Origin of the sequence: Halosimplex pelagicum, assembly GCF_013415905.1 — an archaeon.
Lineage (GTDB): Archaea > Halobacteriota > Halobacteria > Halobacteriales > Haloarculaceae > Halosimplex > Halosimplex pelagicum.
This window is the reverse complement of sequence record NZ_CP058909.1, coordinates 3906085-3923359: the sequence shown is the minus strand read 5'-3', so window position 1 is coordinate 3923359 and position 17275 is coordinate 3906085. Positions and strand designations below refer to the sequence as shown.

General features: G+C 70.3%; 18 protein-coding genes. 15 read left to right on the top strand and 3 right to left on the bottom strand.

Going from position 1 to position 17275, the window contains the following annotated elements:
* Positions 1-111 precede the first annotated feature (111 nt).
* Positions 112-534 (top strand): helix-turn-helix domain-containing protein, encoded by a 423-nt coding sequence (locus tag HZS54_RS19720; protein ID WP_179918764.1) that lies wholly within the window; start codon positions 112-114, stop codon positions 532-534.
* Between the two features lie 46 nt (positions 535-580).
* Here HZS54_RS19720 and HZS54_RS19715 read toward each other — a convergent pair whose 3' ends face one another.
* A complete protein-coding gene (locus HZS54_RS19715) occupies positions 581-775 on the bottom strand; it encodes a hypothetical protein (RefSeq protein ID WP_179918763.1) in 195 nt (64 codons plus the stop codon).
* Between the two features lie 358 nt (positions 776-1133).
* Here HZS54_RS19715 and HZS54_RS19710 point away from each other — a divergent pair, with 358 nt between their 5' ends.
* The 11 genes from HZS54_RS19710 (at position 1134) to HZS54_RS19660 (ending at position 13299) form a co-directional block, all read left to right on the top strand.
* On the top strand, positions 1134-2033 hold the full coding sequence (locus tag HZS54_RS19710; protein ID WP_179918762.1) for an ABC transporter ATP-binding protein: 900 nt from the start codon (positions 1134-1136) through the stop codon (positions 2031-2033).
* Positions 2030-4069 carry an ABC transporter permease subunit gene (locus tag HZS54_RS19705; protein WP_179918761.1) on the top strand — a complete coding sequence of 680 codons (2040 nt, stop codon included), beginning with the start codon at positions 2030-2032 and terminating at the stop codon, positions 4067-4069. Before HZS54_RS19710 ends, HZS54_RS19705 begins: the two co-directional genes overlap by 4 nt.
* Before the next feature lie 100 nt (positions 4070-4169).
* On the top strand, positions 4170-5258 hold the full coding sequence (locus HZS54_RS19700) for an ABC transporter permease (RefSeq protein WP_425484386.1): 1089 nt from the start codon (positions 4170-4172) through the stop codon (positions 5256-5258).
* A gap of 92 nt (positions 5259-5350) precedes the next feature.
* Positions 5351-6325, top strand: a complete 975-nt coding sequence (locus HZS54_RS19695) for an aldo/keto reductase (RefSeq protein ID WP_179918759.1) — start codon at positions 5351-5353, stop codon at positions 6323-6325.
* A 94-nt stretch (positions 6326-6419) separates the two neighbouring features.
* Positions 6420-7100: a PH domain-containing protein gene (locus tag HZS54_RS19690; RefSeq protein WP_179918758.1), complete on the top strand. Its 681-nt coding sequence runs from the start codon at positions 6420-6422 to the stop codon at positions 7098-7100.
* Positions 7097-8878: a PH domain-containing protein gene (locus HZS54_RS19685; protein WP_246391701.1), complete on the top strand. Its 1782-nt coding sequence runs from the start codon at positions 7097-7099 to the stop codon at positions 8876-8878. Before HZS54_RS19690 ends, HZS54_RS19685 begins: the two co-directional genes overlap by 4 nt.
* Before the next feature lie 104 nt (positions 8879-8982).
* A complete protein-coding gene (locus tag HZS54_RS19680; protein ID WP_179918757.1) occupies positions 8983-9378 on the top strand; it encodes a DUF6199 family natural product biosynthesis protein in 396 nt (131 codons plus the stop codon).
* 105 nt (positions 9379-9483) lie between these two features.
* Positions 9484-10245: an ABC transporter ATP-binding protein gene (locus tag HZS54_RS19675; RefSeq protein WP_179918756.1), complete on the top strand. Its 762-nt coding sequence runs from the start codon at positions 9484-9486 to the stop codon at positions 10243-10245.
* On the top strand, positions 10242-11681 hold the full coding sequence (locus HZS54_RS19670; protein ID WP_246391700.1) for a hypothetical protein: 1440 nt from the start codon (positions 10242-10244) through the stop codon (positions 11679-11681). Before HZS54_RS19675 ends, HZS54_RS19670 begins: the two co-directional genes overlap by 4 nt.
* Before the next feature lie 100 nt (positions 11682-11781).
* On the top strand, positions 11782-12594 hold the full coding sequence (locus tag HZS54_RS19665) for an HAD-IIA family hydrolase (protein WP_179918755.1): 813 nt from the start codon (positions 11782-11784) through the stop codon (positions 12592-12594).
* 120 nt (positions 12595-12714) lie between these two features.
* The gene (locus tag HZS54_RS19660; protein WP_179918754.1) at positions 12715-13299 is read left to right on the top strand and encodes a DJ-1/PfpI family protein; all 585 of its coding nucleotides are present in this window, start codon (positions 12715-12717) and stop codon (positions 13297-13299) included.
* Between the two features lie 58 nt (positions 13300-13357).
* On the opposite strand, the gene HZS54_RS19655 is transcribed toward HZS54_RS19660, so the two are convergent.
* On the bottom strand, positions 13358-14815 hold the full coding sequence (locus HZS54_RS19655; protein ID WP_179918753.1) for a PQQ-dependent sugar dehydrogenase: 1458 nt from the start codon (positions 14813-14815) through the stop codon (positions 13358-13360).
* Positions 14816-14949: 134 nt separating this feature from the next.
* Here HZS54_RS19655 and HZS54_RS19650 point away from each other — a divergent pair, with 134 nt between their 5' ends.
* The gene (locus HZS54_RS19650; protein ID WP_179918752.1) at positions 14950-15201 is read left to right on the top strand and encodes an MTH865 family protein; all 252 of its coding nucleotides are present in this window, start codon (positions 14950-14952) and stop codon (positions 15199-15201) included.
* Here HZS54_RS19650 and HZS54_RS19645 read toward each other — a convergent pair.
* Entirely contained in the window at positions 15198-15737 is a 540-nt protein-coding gene (locus HZS54_RS19645; protein ID WP_179918751.1) for a metal-dependent hydrolase, read from the bottom strand. The genes HZS54_RS19650 and HZS54_RS19645 overlap by 4 nt on opposite strands.
* A gap of 99 nt (positions 15738-15836) precedes the next feature.
* Here HZS54_RS19645 and HZS54_RS19640 point away from each other — a divergent pair, with 99 nt between their 5' ends.
* Both HZS54_RS19640 and HZS54_RS19635 read left to right on the top strand, forming a co-directional pair.
* Positions 15837-16403 carry a peroxidase-related enzyme gene (locus HZS54_RS19640; protein WP_179918750.1) on the top strand — a complete coding sequence of 189 codons (567 nt, stop codon included), beginning with the start codon at positions 15837-15839 and terminating at the stop codon, positions 16401-16403.
* Positions 16404-16496: 93 nt separating this feature from the next.
* Entirely contained in the window at positions 16497-17192 is a 696-nt protein-coding gene (locus HZS54_RS19635) for a metal-dependent transcriptional regulator (protein WP_179918749.1), read from the top strand.
* Positions 17193-17275: the final 83 nt, after the last annotated feature.

The window sequence follows — 17275 nt, the reverse complement described above, 5'->3', positions numbered from 1 at the left end:
AAGTGTCTTCCGACTATCGGAGAAACGGTCGACGATCGTTCGACGAACAGTCAAAGACCATTCGCACTCAGCGTCCAAGTGTTTATGGCGGCGGGGGCCATACGTGGAGATATGCGACCCGATACGGCCGAACCCAGCGGGGACGAGGCAGGTGAGGGGTTCGACTCCTGGCTCGCGCTCCAGCGGGTCACCGACTCGACGCGAGCGAACATCGTCGCGGACGTGGTCGGTCACCCGAAGGGCGCGCCCAGCGTCGACGAACTCGACTACACCAATCCGAGCCTCGAAGCGGACACCATCCGCAACCACCTGAAAGTGCTCGCCGAGGCGGGCGTCGTCGAGGAGCTGACCGTGCCGGCGGGCCAGCGAACGCGAGGCTACCCCTACAAGTTCTACCGGGTGACGGAGGCGGCGCGGGAGCTGTTCGACCGCAACGGCCTGTTCCCCGCCGAGGCGTGGCAGCGACAGTACGACCGCGTCGAGAAGACCACCGAGATCAAGGAACTCGAAGCGATGCCCCGTCCCGAGGAGTAGGGTTCTCTCTCGCAGTCGTCGTCGGCTATCGATGTACTCCCCTGTCTCACGTTTTGGCGGGGGCAGTTACCGGAATCGATGGTGAGCGGTGAACGCCCTCGACCCGCTCGCTAGCTGGAATCAGCACCGCAGGAGACAGCAAGCGATGAAAGCCCTCGACCCGCTCGCTCGGAGTTGGATCGACCGCAGGCGACAGCAGGCGGTGAAAGCCCTCGACCCGCTCGCGGTCGCCGAGCGACATATCCGCGCTCTCCGCACCGCCCGCGCGGATAGGGGTCGCTCGGACGACTAAACTGCACGCGAGCGAGCCTCGCCCTTTCAGTCCGCCAGGGACCGCCACTGCACCGCGACCGCAACAGCACCCGCCCAGCACAGCACCGCAGACGGCCACGAGCCTCCCCAGCCGATTCGCGACACAGGAGTCGCGAATCCCTCGCGCGGCTACGTCGCGCGCATGAAAGCGCGCGACAGCGCGCGCCGACCGCACCGCGGCCGCTCTCACCTGCACCGAGCGCCCCGAGGTGTCCCGTTCGCGCCATCCCCAGATCCGATAACGGGGGACCAACCTATACAACCCCCCGGCCGTAAGCGACGGTCGAATGATCACGGCCCGCGACCTGCGAAAGGAGTACGGCGGCTTCGTCGCGGTGGAGGGGAGCACGTTCACGGTCGAGGAGGGCGAGGTCTTCGGCATCATCGGCCCGAACGGCGCCGGCAAGACGACGACGCTGAAGATGCTCGCCGGGCTCGTCGAACCCACGGACGGCGAGGTCTCGGTCGCCGGCTTCGACGCCGGCGAGACGGAGATGCGACGGCGGCTCGGGTTCCTCCCCGAGGAGTCGCCGCTGTACGAGGAGATGACGCCCGTCTCCTATCTCCACTTCTTCGCGGACCTCTACGACGTACCGGAGGGCGTCGCCGACCGGCGCATCCACGACACGCTCGAACGGCTGGAACTCGACCACCGCGACCGACCCCTGGGCGACATGTCCAAGGGGATGAAGCGGAAGGTCGCCATCGCGCGGTCGCTCATCAACGACCCGGACGTGCTGATCTACGACGAACCCGGCAGCGGACTCGACCCGCTGACGACGAACTACATCATCGACTTCACGCGTGAACTCGGCGAGCAGGGCAAGACCATCGTCTTCAGCGCCCACAACCTCTACCACGTCGAGAGCATCTGCGACCGCGTCGCCATCATGAACGAGGGCCGCATCGTCGCCAAGGGCGACCTCGACGAACTCCAGGCGGAGTACGGCCGGACGGAGTACCACGTCTACACGACCGTCGAGGTGCCCGATAGCGCGCGTGAAAACGGCTATCACCGGCGTACCGTCGAGAGCATGGACGCCGTCGACGAGACACGTGAGGCCGCCCAGGCCGCGGGCGGCGAGGTCGTCGACATCCGGACCGAGGAGTCGAGCCTCGAAGAGGTGTTCCTCAACGTCGCCGAGTCCGACCCCGAGGCCGAGCGGACCTCGGGGCCGCGAGCGTGAGCGGCCCGCCGCCGGTCGGCGGCGACGACCGCTCCGGTGGGGAGTCGGGGGCAACCGGCGGCGACCGCGACTCGCGCGGCCGACGGTTCGCCCGCTGGCTCCGCACGCGCGTCGAGAACGTCGCCCGGATCGCCCGCTGGGAGGTGACGAAGAACGCCGGTGGCGTCGACCGGCGGACGGCCGTCATCGCGCTACTGGCGGTCCTCGGACTCGGCGCGATGGCCCCCGTCGCGGTCAGCCAGGGCGTCGCGCTCGACCAGGGCATCTACCGGGTCGGCGTCGTGGAGGAAGACCCCCTCTACGACCCCGCGTACCTCGACCCGACCTTCCGGGTGCAGGACCCGAGCGAGTCGGCCGTCGAGGCGGGGTATCAGGAGATCATGATCGTCGGCCCCCAGGTCCGCGAGTACACCAACTCCACGAAGGGGCGGGCCGCGGTCGCGGAGCTGCGGTCGACGGTCAAGCGATACAACGACGGGATCATGGACCTGGAGGACAACCAGTCGGCGGCGTTCCCGGTCGTGGTGAACCTGACCTACGTCGACCGCGAGTCGACGCGGGTCACGGTCTCGGAGACGCAGACGATCCCGATCCAGACGGACGACGGCGAATCCGGAGGCGGCGACGGATCCGCCGGTGACGGGGACGGCGGCGGTGGCGAAACCGACGGCGAGGACGGGACCGGCAGCGACGGCGACGCCGAGGGAAGTTCCGGCGGTGAGTCCAGCGACGGCGCGAGCGGCGGCGGTGACGGGTCCGGAGACGTGACCAGGCCCGACGAGGGATCCAACGTCGCCGGGTCAAGCATCGGCGCGCGGCTGACCGGTGGGAGTTCCACCGGCGCGCCGTCGGACATCACGCCCCCGTTCCCGTTCCGGTCGCTCGTGCTCGCGTTCGTGTTCGTCCTGCCGCTGAACTTCGTCATCCAGGCCTACGGCTCGACGATACTCAGCGAGCGGATCAACCGCCGCGGGGAACTCCTGCTGGTCGCGCCCGTCTCGCGCGGGGACATCATCGTCGGGAAGACGCTGCCGTACTTCGCGGCCGCCGTCGGCGTCGCGACGGGGATCACGCTCGTCCTCCAGGTCGGCCTCGGACTCGGCGGGTCGATGATATCGGTCCTCGCGGTCGTCCCGCTCGCCATGCTGTTCCTCGCCGCGACCTTCCTCGGCGCGATGTTCGCCCGGTCGTTCAAGGAGCTGACCTTCGTGACGGTGACGATCACCGTCTCGCTGACCTCCTACGCGTTCGTCCCGGCGATCTTCACGGACGTGACGCCCATCGCGCTCATCTCGCCGCTGACGCTCGTGGTTCGGGACCTGCAGGGCCAGGCGATCGGGCTCGGGCAGTTCGTCTTCTCGACGCTACCGCCGACGCTGACGGCGCTGGTCTGTTTCGGCCTCGGCGCCGGGCTCTACCGCGAGGAGGACATGTTCACCCAGCGGCCGATCCCCTACAAGGTGCTCGACGCGCTGGCCGGGCCGATCGAGCGCCGCCGCAGCGTCGCGCTCGTGACCGCGGTCCTGCTGCCGTTCGTCCTCGTCGCGGAGCTGGTCGTCGCGGCGTTCGTCTACCCGCTCTGGCAGGCGGAGATCCCGGTCGGGATCATCGTCGTCGTGATGCTGATCGGCCTCGCCGTCGTCGAGGAACTCGCCAAGAGCCTGCACGTCTACGCCGGCTACGCCCACTCGCTGTTCGATGACCGACTGCGGACGGCGTTGGTCGTCGGCGCCTTCAGCGGCCTCGGCTTCTTCCTCGCGGAGAAGCTCACGCTGATCGTCCGCCTCGCGGACCTGCAGACGCTCCCGGTCGGACAGACGGTGGTCGGCGAGCAGGCGGCCGTCGGCATCGGCGTCCCGCTGCCGATACTGCTGGTCGCGCTGCTGCTGGCGCCGCTGGCGCTACACGTCGTCACGGCGTCGATATCGGCGCTCGGCGCCAGGCGCGGCCGGCGCTCGTACGCGGTCGCGCTGGTGGTCGCGGTCGCGGTTCACGTCGCCTACAACCTCACGGTGGTGAGTAGCCTTGTCGGGTGACTCCTCGCCGGCCCCGCAACCGGGGTCGACGGCGGCCGAGTCCGACGGGGGCCCGGGCGATGGCGGCGGACCGAGCGGCGGTGGGTCCTCGGAGCGGTCGCTGCTCTCGGACCCGCGGCTCACGGTCGCCAAGCGGGACCTGTCGTCGCTCAGCCGCGAGAAGACGATCGTCCTCGCGCTGCTGATCCAGCTGTTCGTGGCCGCGTTCTCCTCGTTCCTCGTCGTCGGGCTCACCTCGCTGTACAGCCCGGGGTCGGTCTCGGCCGGCGAGATAGTCGTCGGCGTCGCCGGCGAGCACGACGACGCGCTGGTCCGGGCGGCGAACGACCAGCAGGGCGTCCGCACGATCGTCTACCCGAGCCCCGAGGCCGCCCGCGACGCCTACCACGACGGCAACGTCCACGCGACGCTGCTGGCCGGGGACTCGGGCGACCGGATCGACGTGACGGTGATCGCGCCGACCGAGAGCATCGAGACGACGCTGATCGTCGACCAGGTGCGCACGCTGCTCGAATCCGTCGAGCGCACCGAGCGGATCGCCCGCTCGAACTCCCTGGACCGCTCGACGGTCCCGCTCCCCGAGGACGTGGACGCCAGTCCCTACTTCGGGTTCACCTACACGGTGCTCGTCCCGCTGCTCCTCTTTCTCCCCCCGTTCATCAGCGGCTCGGTCGCCGTCGACGCGCTGACCGAGGAGATCGAACGCGGGACGCTCGAACTCCTGCGGGTCGCGCCCCTGTCGCTGGTCGACATCGTCGACGGCAAGGCGCTGGCGATGATCCTCATCGCGCCCGTGCAGGCGGCGATGTGGATCGGCCTGCTCGGGTTCAACGGCATCGCCGTCGCGAACGTCCCGCAGATCCTGCTCGTCGTGACCGCGCTGACGACGCTCGTCGTCACGCTCGGGCTCTCGCTGGGCGTGCTCACCGCCAAGCGCCGGCAGGCCCAGCTGCTGTACTCGGTCCTCGTGATCTTCGGCTTCGGCGCGCTCACGGCCGCGTCCGGGAATTCGTTCGTGGCCGAACACCTGTTCGCGCTCGAACACCCGGCGACGACCGTCGCGAAGCTCGCCGTCGACAGCGCCACCACGGTGACGACCGTCCACGTCGCCGCCTACACCGTCGCCGCGGCCGTCCTGTTCGTCGGCGCCCGCCGACTCGTCGCGCGGACCGACCCCGAAGGCCTCTGAGCCGTCGCCGGCCCCGTCCCGGGATTCCCTGGAGAGCCGGCGACAGCACCCGGGGAACCCACCTTTTTGCGCCGCGCGGCCCACCGAAGCACATGGAGTACACGACACTCGGATCGACCGGCGTCGAGGTCAGCCGCATCTGTCTCGGTTGCATGAGCTTCGGCTCCTCGGACTGGCGCGAGTGGGTGCTCAACGAGGAGGAGGGTATCGAACTCGTCGAACGCGCCCGTGACCTCGGTATCAACTTCTTCGACACGGCGAACATGTACTCGCTCGGCGAGTCCGAGCGCGTCCTCGGGAAGGCCCTGGAGGGCCACCGCGAGGAGAGCGTCGTCGCGACGAAGGGGTTCTTCCAGATGGACGACGACGACCCCAACTCCGGCGGCCTCTCGCGGAAGGCCATCGAGCAGGAACTCGACAACTCCCTGGAGCGACTGGGCATGGACACCGTCGACCTCTACCAGATCCACCGCTGGGACTACGACACGCCGATCGAGGAGACGCTGCGCGCGCTCGACGACGCCGTCCGCCGCGAGAAGGTCCGCTACATCGGCGCCTCGTCGATGTGGACCCGCCAGTTCGCCGACGCGCTGCACGCGAGCGACCGACTGGGCCTGGAGCGATTTCAGACGATGCAGAACCACTACAACCTCCTCTACCGCGAGGAGGAGCGGGAGATGCTGCCCTACTGCGAGGCGGAGGACGTGGGAGTCATCCCGTGGTCGCCGCTGGCGCGGGGCTACCTCACCCGTCCCCACGAGGAGTACGACGCGACTACTCGGGGGGAAACCGACGACTACGCCCGGGAACACCCCTACTTCGAGGGCGGCGGGAAGGAGATCAACGAGCGCTGCGAGGAGCTGGCCGACGAGTACGGCGCGACGATGGCACAGATCGGGCTGGCGTGGCTGCTCGACAAGGAGCCCGTCGACGCGCCCATCGTCGGGACGACGAGCATCGAACACCTCGAACAGGCCGTCGAGGCGCTGGACATCTCGCTGTCGGCCTCGGACACGGAGTACCTCGAAGAGCCGTACGAGCCCGTTCACGTGTCCGGCCACGAGTGAAACCGGTTGCGACAGCGGCCCAGTCACCCGGTGCGGTCCGCGTCGGCGCGCGGTGCCGATACCACTAAACCGCGCCCGGCCCACGACTGAGCCAATGACAGATCCCCGTGACGACGGCGACGGCGCCGATCCGCACGCCGAGGGCGTCGCTACCGACGCGGAGTCGGCCGGCGACCCGTCGGTCGGCACCGACCGGTCGCCGTCGGACGACTCCCGGGCCGCCGAGGACCCGGCGGCCGACACCGACGACCGCCCGGTCGCCGAGTCCGTCGAGACCCCCGGCGAACCGCGGACGCTCGACCCGACGGTCCGCGTCGAGTGGATCGTCGGCCCGCTCGTCGGCGCCCTCCTGACCGCGGCGGTCGCCGGGTTCATCACCTGGGCGGTCGCCGCCGAGTACCTCCCCTACGACCGGCTGCCGAGCGCGGTCGCCGTCGGCGCCGGCCTGTTCGTCCTGTTCGCGGTGTACGGCGCCGTCCGCGCCGTCTTCCTCTACCGGTCGTGGCGCTACGTCGTCCGCGACGAGTCGCTGTATCTCACCCGCGGGGTCCTCACCGAGGTTCAGACCGTGGTCCCGTACGTGCGCGTCCAGCACATCGACACGCGCCGGTCGGCGTTCGAGCGCGTGCTCGGCCTCTCGACGCTGGTCGTCTACACCGCCGGCTCCAGGGGCGCCGACGTGACGATCCCCGGACTCACGCCCGACACGGCCGACGATCTCCAGTCCCGGCTCGAACGGCTCGCGATCGCCTCCGAGGACGAAGACGCCGTATGAGCGACGACGACCACCCGGTCGACGACCCGCCAGCCGACGATTCGCCAGCAGACAACCCTGAGACCGACGACCCCCAACTCGACGACTCCGAGACCCCCGGCGCGGAGCGCGAGACGGTCAGCGAGGCCGCCGCCGAGGAGGCCGACAGCGCCGGCCCCTCGCCGGCGACGCCGCGGATCGAGGGGCCACAGAGACTGAACGTGCTGACGATCCCCTACCAGATCGCCCAGCAGGGGGTCAGCATCGCCATCGCCATCTTCGTCTTCGGCGGGGGCGGCGCCTCGGCGCTGTTCGGCTCGGGGCGGAGCCTGCTGGCGATCGGTGCCATCGTCGCCATCGTCCTCGGGATCGCGGCGTTCGTCGGCTACTTCGTCGCCCGCTACCGCCGCTTCGAGTACGAGCTCACCGCCGACACGTTCGACATCAGGTCGGGCGTGCTCTCGCGGCGCACGCGGGAGATCCCGCTGCGTCGCATCCAGAACGTCGACATCAGCCAGAACGTCGTCCAGCGAGCCCTCGGGATCGCCGAGGTCGGCCTGGAGACGGCCGGCGGCGGCGGGACGGAGGCCCAGCTCCAGTACGTCGGCGTCGACGACGCCGAGGCGCTCCAGTCGGAGATCAGCCGGCTGAGCCGCGTCGCGAAGACCGCCGACGGCGAGACGACCGCGACCGACGAGGAGCGCTTCGAGACGGTGTTCTCGATCACCGAGCGCGAACTCGGGATCCTCGCGCTGATCTCCGTCGACCTCCGGATCGCCTCCTTTCTCTTCTTCGGCGCGTCGATCTTCGCGCCCTCGGCCGCCTCGATGGCCCAGCCCGACAGCTGGTGGGAGTACGGCTTCGGCCTCGACAGCCTCGTCGGCGCGTTCCTGGGGCCGCTGGCGGCGCTGGGGGCCGTCGCAGTGCTCGCGCTCGCCTCGGGCGTGCTCAACGCCGCCCGCTACTACGGGTTCCGCCTCGACCGCGGCGAGGACGAACTGCGCTACGAGCGGGGGCTCCTCCAGAAGTTCCGCGGGACGATCCCCCTCTCGAAGGTCCAGACGCTCACGCTGGAGGAGAACGTCCTCGCGCGGGCGCTGGGCTACGCCGCGCTCACCATCGAGACGGCGGGGTACACGCCGACGAGCGGTGAGTCGAACGGCTCCCAGTCGGCGATTCCCGTCGCCGAGCGCGACCGCGTCGTCTCGCTGGCCCGCTCACTGGAGGCGTTCGACGACTCGACGCTCGAACGCCCGCCCAAGCGGGCACGGCTGCGCTACGGCTTCCGCTACGCGATCGGCCTGGCGATCGTCGTCGCCCTGCTGTACGCCGGAACGATGTTTACCGACTTCCAGCTGTACTGGTACGTCCCGCTGGTCGCCGTGCCGCTCGTGCCCGTCGCCGCCCACTACAAGTGGAAGAACCGGGGCTACGCGCTCGGCGAGGAACACGTCCTCACCCGCAACGGGTTCTGGGTCCGCCGGCAGAAGGTCGTCCCCTACCACCGCGTCCAGACCGTCTTCAGCTCCCAGACGGTCTTCCAGCGCCGCCGGGATCTGGCGACGGTCACCGTCGACACCGCCGGCTCCCAGAGCCTCACCGGACAGGACGCCAAGGCCGTCGACATCGACGCCGAGACCGCCGAACGGATCCGCGAGGAAGTCTCCGACGAACTGTACGGGGCGCTCGCCCGCCGCCGGCGCCAGGGGCGCGAGCGCTCGGGTCCCACCGGCGTCGGCGTCTCCGACACCGCCGGGCCGGGCTCTCCCGGCGGCGAGAGAGGCTCCCCCGGCGACTGACCCGCCGTCGCGGTGACGAGACCAGCCGGTCCGAGCCGTCCGTCGGCCGACGGGGATTGCCGCTTCTCGTGCATTGACGGATCGCCGAGCCGAAGGGTCGACGGATGATCCCCGCAGGACTCCGGAAGGTAGCCTACGCGTCGATCGCCCTCAAAGGACTGTTCGCGACGGTCGCGCCCCGCCTGAGCGCCCGCGTCGCGGCGACGATGTCGCTCCCTGGCTTCGAGAACACCGGCGAGCTGGAGCCGACCGACTGGTACGTCCGCGCGGTCCGGGCGACCGGCGTCGGCATGCTCGCGGCCGGCGGCACCGCGCTCCTCCTCGAAAGCAGGGCGGAGGCCGCCGCGGACGAGGAGTCGGCCGGGAGCGAGTTCGACGGGATCGACCGGATCGACACCGACGCCGGGGACTCGCCCGACGGCGAGACTCCAGACGTGGACGGAGTCGACGTGATCGGCGACGACGGAGACGACGAGGACGGCGACTCGACCGACGAGTAGCGGCGCCCTTTCTTCTGACAGTCGTTCCGAAAGTCCAAATCACTATACGGGCCGGCGGTCGATATCGGACAGCTATCGGGCGCTGCGGGCCCGACGGAGACACACATGCCTGCTATCGAGACCGAGGACCTGACGAAGCGGTACGGCGACGTGGCGGCGCTGTCGTCGCTCTCACTGTCCGTTCCGGAGGGCGAGCTGTTCGGCCTGCTCGGCCCCAACGGCTCCGGGAAGACGACGACCATCGAGATACTCACGGGACAGCTCGACCCGACCGAGGGGACCGCGAGCGTGCTGGGCCACGACCCGGTGGCCGACTCGCTCGCGGTCCGCGAGGCGGTCGGGATCCTCCCCGAGCGCGAGGACCCGCCGAGCTTCCTCACGCCGCGGGAGTACCTCCAGTTCGTCGGCGACGTGCGCGACCTGACGGGGGTCGCGGACCGCATCGACGAGTGGGCCGACCGGCTGGGGTTCGTCGACACGCTCGACACCATCTCGACGGACCTGTCGGAGGGCGAGCGCCAGCGCGTGATGCTCGCCCAGACGTTCATCCACGAGCCCGACCTCGTCTTCATCGACGAGCCGCTGGTCAACCTCGACCCCATCATGCAGGCGGAGGTCAAAGACCACATGCGCGACTACTGCGAGCGGGGTAACACCCTCTTCCTCTCGACGCACTTCCTGGAGGTCGCCGAGGAGCTGTGTACGTCGGTCGGCATCGTCCGCGACGGCGAACTCGTCGCCGAGCGCGACCCCCGCGAACTCGACCCCGACGAGCAGCTGCTCGACTACTTCCGACAGGAGGTCGAACCCGAGGCGGCGACCGCCGGGATTCCGGCCGGGGGAGCCGCCGGCGAGTCCGAGCCATGAGCGGCCCCGACTCGACGACACCGAACCGGCGCGGCGGGCTCTCGACGCGGCTGCTCGTCAGGATGATCCGCGAGGAGTGGCGCCTGCAGGCGGAGCTGTTCGGCGACCGCTTCGCCCTCTTCCCGGTCGTGATCGCCGTCTTCGCCGGCCTCGGCGTCTGGCTGCTGACCGTCGCCGGCACCTCGCTCGACGCGGTGGCGGCGGGCCTGCACGGGCTGGTCTTCTTCTTCGGCCTCCAGACCGGGACCATCGGCCTCGTCGGACGGGACGCTCTGCGGGACGTGCTGGGCGACGTGACGCTGCTGGTCTTCTCGGCGCGGACGCTCCCGGTCACCTGGCGGCGCCTGCTGGGGGTCTTCGTCGTCAAGGACCTCCTGTACTACTCCGGCCTGTTCCTCGTGCCGATGGCGGTCGGCTACGCCGCCGTCGCGCTCTCGGCGGGCGAGCCGGCCGCCCGCGTCGCGCTGCTGTGGCTGACGACGACCGGCGCGTTCGCGCTCGGGGTCGGGACGAGCCTCACGCTCACCGGCGTGGGCACCCGGAGCAGGGCGGCGGTGCTCGCGCTCGTCCTCGCGGTCGCCGCGGGGGTACTGACGGGCCGGCTCGACGCCGTCGCGCTCTCGCCGTACGGGTTCTACCTCGACCCGTCGCTCCGGTCGGCGGCCACCGGGTTCGGGCCGGCGCTCGCGCTCGCCGTCACCGGGCCGCTGGCGTTCCAGCCGGTCGAGAGCGGGGGCGCGCGGTCGGCGCCCCAGCGCTACGAGCGAATCCGCTCGGCGATCCGCGACGACGACGGGGTCGCCACGCGGACGCTGCTGGAGGTGGCTCGCTCGTCGGGATCGGTCTGGAAGGTGCTGTTCTCGATGGGTGTACTCTTCGGCGTCACCGTCCTGCTCGTTCGGGAGGTCGCGCGGGCGACGACGCTCGCGCCATCCTACGGCATCGCCGTGGGCACCCTGCTCGGGCTCGGCGCGTTCACCACCTACAGCTGGGTCACGCAGTTCGACTCCGCCGAGGAGTACCTGCGGCTGCCGCTCTCGCTGTCGGCCGCGTTCGCCGGCAAGCGGACGGCCTTCCTCGTTCTCTCGGTGCCCGCCGGGCTGGTCTACCTCGTCGGGTCGCTGGTCTGGCTCCCCCCGGTCCAGGTCGCGGTCGGCGCGGTCGTCTTCCCGCTCGTCGCGGTGTACGTCTTCGGCGTCACCGCCTACGTCACCGGTTTCGCGCCGAACGAACTACTCTTCGACACGCCGCTGTTCGTCGCCTTCGGCGCCGCGCTGGCCGCGGTCGCCGTCCCGCTGGTCGTCGCCGCGCTCGCCTACACCGAGGCGCCCGCGCTCGCCGTCGGGGTGTCCGTGGGCGTCTCGACCGTCGCGGCCGCCGTCGGCGTCGTCCTCTCCCGACGCGCCGGGCCGCGCTGGGGGCGGAAACTGCGGTGACCGGCCGCTGACCGACCGCTGACCGGCGCTCTCGGTCGGCACTGAGCGCCGACCGCCCCCCTTTTGCCGCGACGGCCCCAACCGTCGAGCGAGCCACCGAATGCCCAGAGTATCCGACTCCGAGCGGCCGTTCGACGAGATCCGCGGCGTCGTCCTCGACCTCGACGGGACGGTCTACCGCGGCGACGGCGTCCTCCCGGGCGCCGCCGAGGCGGTCGCGGCCCTCCGAGATCGGGGGATCGCCGTCTGCTTCTGTTCGAACAACCCGACCAAGACGCCCGCCGAGTACGTCGACCGCCTCGCGGGGATGGGGATCGAGGCCGACGAGTCGGCGATCCTCCCCGCCTCGACCGTCACCCGCGACTACCTCCGCGACCACCACGCCGACGACCCGACGTATCTCCTCGGCTCGGATTCCCTCGGGGAGTATCTCCGGGCATCGGGGCAGCGCCTCGTCGACGACCCCCGAGACGCGTCGGTGTTCGTCGCCTCGTGGGACGAGCGCTTCGACTACGGCGACATGCGCGACGCGCTCGCCGGCGTCGACGAGGAGACGACCTTCCTCGGGACCGACCCCGACCGGACGATCCCGACGGCCGAGGGATTGGTTCCGGGGTCGGGCGCGGTGATCGGTGCCGTCGCTCGCACGGTGGGACGGGAACCGGATCGAGTACTCGGCAAGCCCTCCCCGGAGGCCGCCGAGGACGCGCTCGCTCGCCTGGGCGTCCCGGCCGAGAACTGTCTCGTCGTCGGCGACCGCCTCGACACTGACCTGCGGATGGGTGCCGACCACGGGATGACCACCGCCCTGGTACTCACCGGCGTCTCGACCCGGGCCGACGCCGCCGAGAGTGCGGTCGATCCCGACGCGGTCCTCGACTCGCTGGCCGACCTGCCCGCGCTGCTCGATTGAGCGCGAGCGGCGTTCGCGCGGCCGGAACGGGGAGGTTCGGGTCCCGATTCCGACAGGTCGAGATACGCTTATACTGTCGCGAGACTAACTAGAAGGCGAACTCCGAGGGGGTTCACTACCATGGCGAAGCTACTGCTCATCACCGGCGACTTCGGCGAGGACTACGAGGTAATGGTACCGTTCCAGGCGCTCCAGGCGGTCGGCCACGAGGTCGACGCGGTCTGTCCGGAGAAGGAGGCGGGCGACACTGTCAAGACCGCCGTCCACGACTTCCGGGGCGACCAGACCTACCTGGAGGAGCGCGGTCACGACTTCGAACTGACGGCGACGCTGGCGGCGGTCGACCCCGCCGACTACGACGGGCTCGTGCTCCCGGGCGGCCGCGCGCCGGAGTACCTCCGCAACTACGACGCCGTGATCGACGCCGTCGAACACTTCTTCGCGGAGGAGAAACCGGTCGCGGCCATCTGCCACGCGACGCAGATCCTCGTCGCCGCCGACGCCGTCGAGGGTCGGACCTGCACCGCCTACCCGGCGTTGGAGGCCGACGTGCGCGCCGTGGGCGGCGAGTGGGCCGAGGGCGTCGTCACCGACGGCAACCTCGTCACCGCGCAGGCCTGGCCCGACCACCCCGAGTGGATCGCCGCGTTCCTCGACGTGCTCGGCACCGACATCCAGCACGGCCAGCCCGTCACCGCCGACTGAACGCGGTCCCGTCACCCACCGATTCTTCGACCGCACGCCCCCGTCAGTGGGGACACCACTACGCCTCCGTCAGTCGGAACACCGCGCCGGTGTCGCCGGACACCTGCCCGCTGGCCGTCGTGCAGACGAACAGTTCGCCGTCGGGATTCCGCCCGAACGAGAGGACCATCGGGCCGAACTGTTCGTCCGACTCGACGGAGACGGTCGTCGTCGGCCACAGCCCCTCGTCGACCTCGCGGGCGGCATAGAGCTGCCCGCCCGCTCGCCAGTCGGCGAACAGGTAGTGCCCCCGCATCTCGGGCATCGCGTCGCCGTCGTAGAGATACCCGCCGATGACGGCGATGCCGCTCACCGGCTGTCCGCCGTGGGGGTACTCGATCACGGGGTCGCGGAGGGGCCGACTGCGTGGGCTCTCCGAGGGGCAGTCCTCGGCCTGGAAGCAGTGGGTCCCCTCGTAGACGTTCCAGCCGTAGTTGCCGCCGCGCTCGACGACCGCCACCTCCTCCCAGGCGGACTGGCCCACGTCGCCGACGAACAGACGACCCTCCGGGCCGAACGAGAACCGCCAGGGGTTCCGGAAGCCCCAGGCGTACTGCTCGTCGAGGCCGTCGCTCCCCACGAGCGGGTTGTCCTCGGGCACCGCGTAGTCCTGGACCGGCCCGTCCGAGCCGGCGGTGCCCGTCGGCGTCCCCGAGGCCTCGCCGTCCACGTCGATCCGCAGCATGCTCCCGAGCAGGTTCTCGGTGATGTCCTGGCCGTTGCCGCCGTCGACGGCGTCGTACCAGTCGTCGACGTGGCCGGTTCCCTGGTCGTTGCCGCCGCCGCCGTCGCCGGTCGCGACGTAGAGGTAACCGTCCGGCCCGAACGCGATGGCCCCGGCGTTGTGGTTCCACTGCGGTTCGGCGATCTCCATGACGACCCGCTCGGAGTCGGGGTCGGCGGTCGCCGCGCCGGGGTCGGCGCGGAACTCCGAGCAGACGAACGTGTGGGAGTAGTCGTCGGGCACCCACTCGCGGGCCGGCGCGCTGTAGCGGACGAAAAATCGGCCGTTATCGGCGAACTCGGGGTGGAAGGCCAGCCCGAGCAGCCCCTGTTCGGTGTAGCCGCTCACGTCGACCATCCGGTCGGACACGTCGAGGAACGGCTCCTCGCGCAGACTCCCGTCCTCGTGCAGGTAGATCTGCCCGCTCTGGTCGACGACGAACCGCCGTCCCGGTTCGGGGATCGCCAGCGCCAGCGGCGACGTGAACCCCGAGGCGACGCGCTCGGCCCGGACCGTCAGGTCCTCGAACGCCGCCGTGCCGGAGGCCGTCTGGTCACCTGTCCCGTCGGTGTGAGTGGGTTCGCCTCCGGAGTCGTCCCCCCTGTCGGTGCCGTCGGTCGCGGTCTCGTCCGGTGTCGACGGGGTGGCGACCGGCCCGCTCCCGGTGTCGCTCCCGCAACCCGCCAGACCGCCGGTCAGTGCCAGTCCGCTCATCGCGAGCGCGCGTCGCCGCGTCAGTCCGTCGTCGGTCATGGGTCGACTTCGTGCTCCAGTGAAAGGAACCTTGGGTCCGCGACGGTCGATGGTCCGCGGACGAAATAAACGAGCAACGCGTTTGGAAATGTGAATCTCGAACCTTTTTTACCGCCCTGACGACATCTAGGGGTATGGTTGACAGGCAAGACCTCCGCGAACAGTTCACCGAGGCCTTCGAAGGCGCGGACTATCCGATCTCCAGTCCGATGGACCTGGTGCCGGCGCTGCCCAACGGTCCGGGCACGAAGTTCGAGTCGGGCGAGTTCTCGATGACCGCGATGGAGCTCAACACGAAGCTCGGCAGCGGGAACTTCCCGTACGACAACGTCGACGCGTTCGTCGACGACATCATGGACCAGCTCGACGACCAGGACCTCCTCTAGCCGCCGGCGACCAGCGCCGTCGCGACCGTCACCGCCACGCCGAGGCCCAGCAGCAGGTAGTTCGCCGCCGCGTTGTCCGCCCGGGTCAGCGCGAGCGTGTAGTGAGCGTCCGAGAGCGGCCGGAACGGCGTGATCCCCATCGGCGTCAGCGCGTCGGCCAGCAGGTGCGAGGCGACCGCGAGCGACCCGAGGAGGAAGCCGAACGCCCCCAGCGCCGCCGTCCCGCCGGACGCGACCGGCGCTCCCGACGCGGTCGCGTCCCCGGACAGGACCGCTTCCTCGGTCGCGACCGCCTCCCCGACCGCGACGCCGGCCCCGCCGACGGCGAGCGCGACGAGAACGAGGAAGCCAACGGTGTGCGTCGGGCCGCGGTGTTCGACGAACGGGATCCGCTGGTCCACGTCGGGCAGCCCCGAGAGCCCGACGACGACGGCGCCGCCGACCAGCGCCGCGGCGTCGAACCCGGCGGCCAGCAGCGCGCCGCCGACCGGCGCGTAGACGAGCAGCGCGGCCCCGTAGTGACCCGTCCGGTACATCGTCGTTCGTAGCTGTGGCCGTCACCGTACTTACGCCCTCGGGACGCTCGCGCCGCTGGGCGCCCGAGCACTGAAGCCCGTTCCGGACGGGGATCCGGTATGAGCGACCCAGCGATGACGCGGTTCCCCGTCCCGGACGTGGACGAACTGCCCGACGACCTCCAGGAGCGCATCGCCGAGGAGGCGGACGACGCCGGCTTCGTCCCGAACGTCTTCCTCGCGTACGCCTACCGACCGTCCCATTTCCGGGCCTTTTTCCAGTACTACGACGCGCTCGTCGAGCACACCGAGCTGGATCGGGCCGAGATCGAGATGATAGTCGTGGCGGTCAGCGGCGCCAACGACTGCCTGTACTGCAACGTCGCCCACGGTGCGCTCGCCCGGATCTACGCCGACGACCCGCAGATCGCCGAGCAGCTCGCGAGCAACCACCGCACCGCGAACGTCTCCGACGACCGGCGCGCGATGCTCGACTTCGCCGTCAAACTCACCGAGAACCAGGCCGAGGTCGGCGAAGACGACTTCGAGCGGCTGCGCGACCACGGCTTCTCGCGGCGAGCGATCTGGGACATCGGCAGCGTCACCGCCTTCTTCAACCTCTCGAACCGGATGGCGCATCTGGCCGACATGCGACCGAACGACGAGTTCTACGAACTGGGCCGCTGAAGACACCCCTCGTCGCGGCCGTCGTCGATTCGATCGATAGCGCGACCGTTCGGTGCAACACCCTTAAGGTTTAGATGTGTCTAAACCCGTGTGATGCTCAGCGCCAAGATGGAGGATTACCTGAAGGCGATCTACGAGCTCCAGCGGGAGGGCGAGGAGCCGGTCGCCACCTCGCGCATCGCGGAGTTGCTGGACGTGACGGCGCCGACGGCGACCAGTATGATGGAGAAACTGGAGGAGCGCGAGCTCGTGGAGCGCGAGAAGTACAAGGGCGTCCGCCTGACGCCCGAGGGGGAGACCGTGGCGCTGGAAGTCGTCCGGCACCACCGGCTGCTGGAGACCTATCTCACGGAGGAGTTGGGCTACGACTGGGCGGAGGTCCACGACGAGGCCGACCGGCTCGAACACCACATCAGCGAGGAGTTCGAGCGGCGGGTCGCGGCGATGCTCGACGACCCCGTCGTCGACCCCCACGGGGACCCGATCCCGACCGACGCGCTCGACCCGGTCGACGAGACCGCCGGCCACACGCTCGACGAGTGCGCCGAGGGCGAGACCGTCGTCGTCCGCCGCGTCCGCGACCGCGACTCCGAGGAGCTGGCCTACCTCGACGAGGCCGGCATCACGCCCGGCACCGAGCTCGTCGTCGAGGAGGTCGCGCCCATCGGGATGGTGACCGTCGCGCTCGTCGAGGCCGCCGAGACCGTCTCGCTCCCCGACGGCGTCGCCGGGACCATCTTCGTCGGCGCCCCCGAGGAGACAACCGAGAGCGCGAGCGGCGCGGTCTGAGACGGTCTCCAGCCGCGTCCGCCGCTATGACGCGCCCGGCCCCGCCGCGGGCCGAACGGCCGAAACCAGTTTCCCCCGGGCGC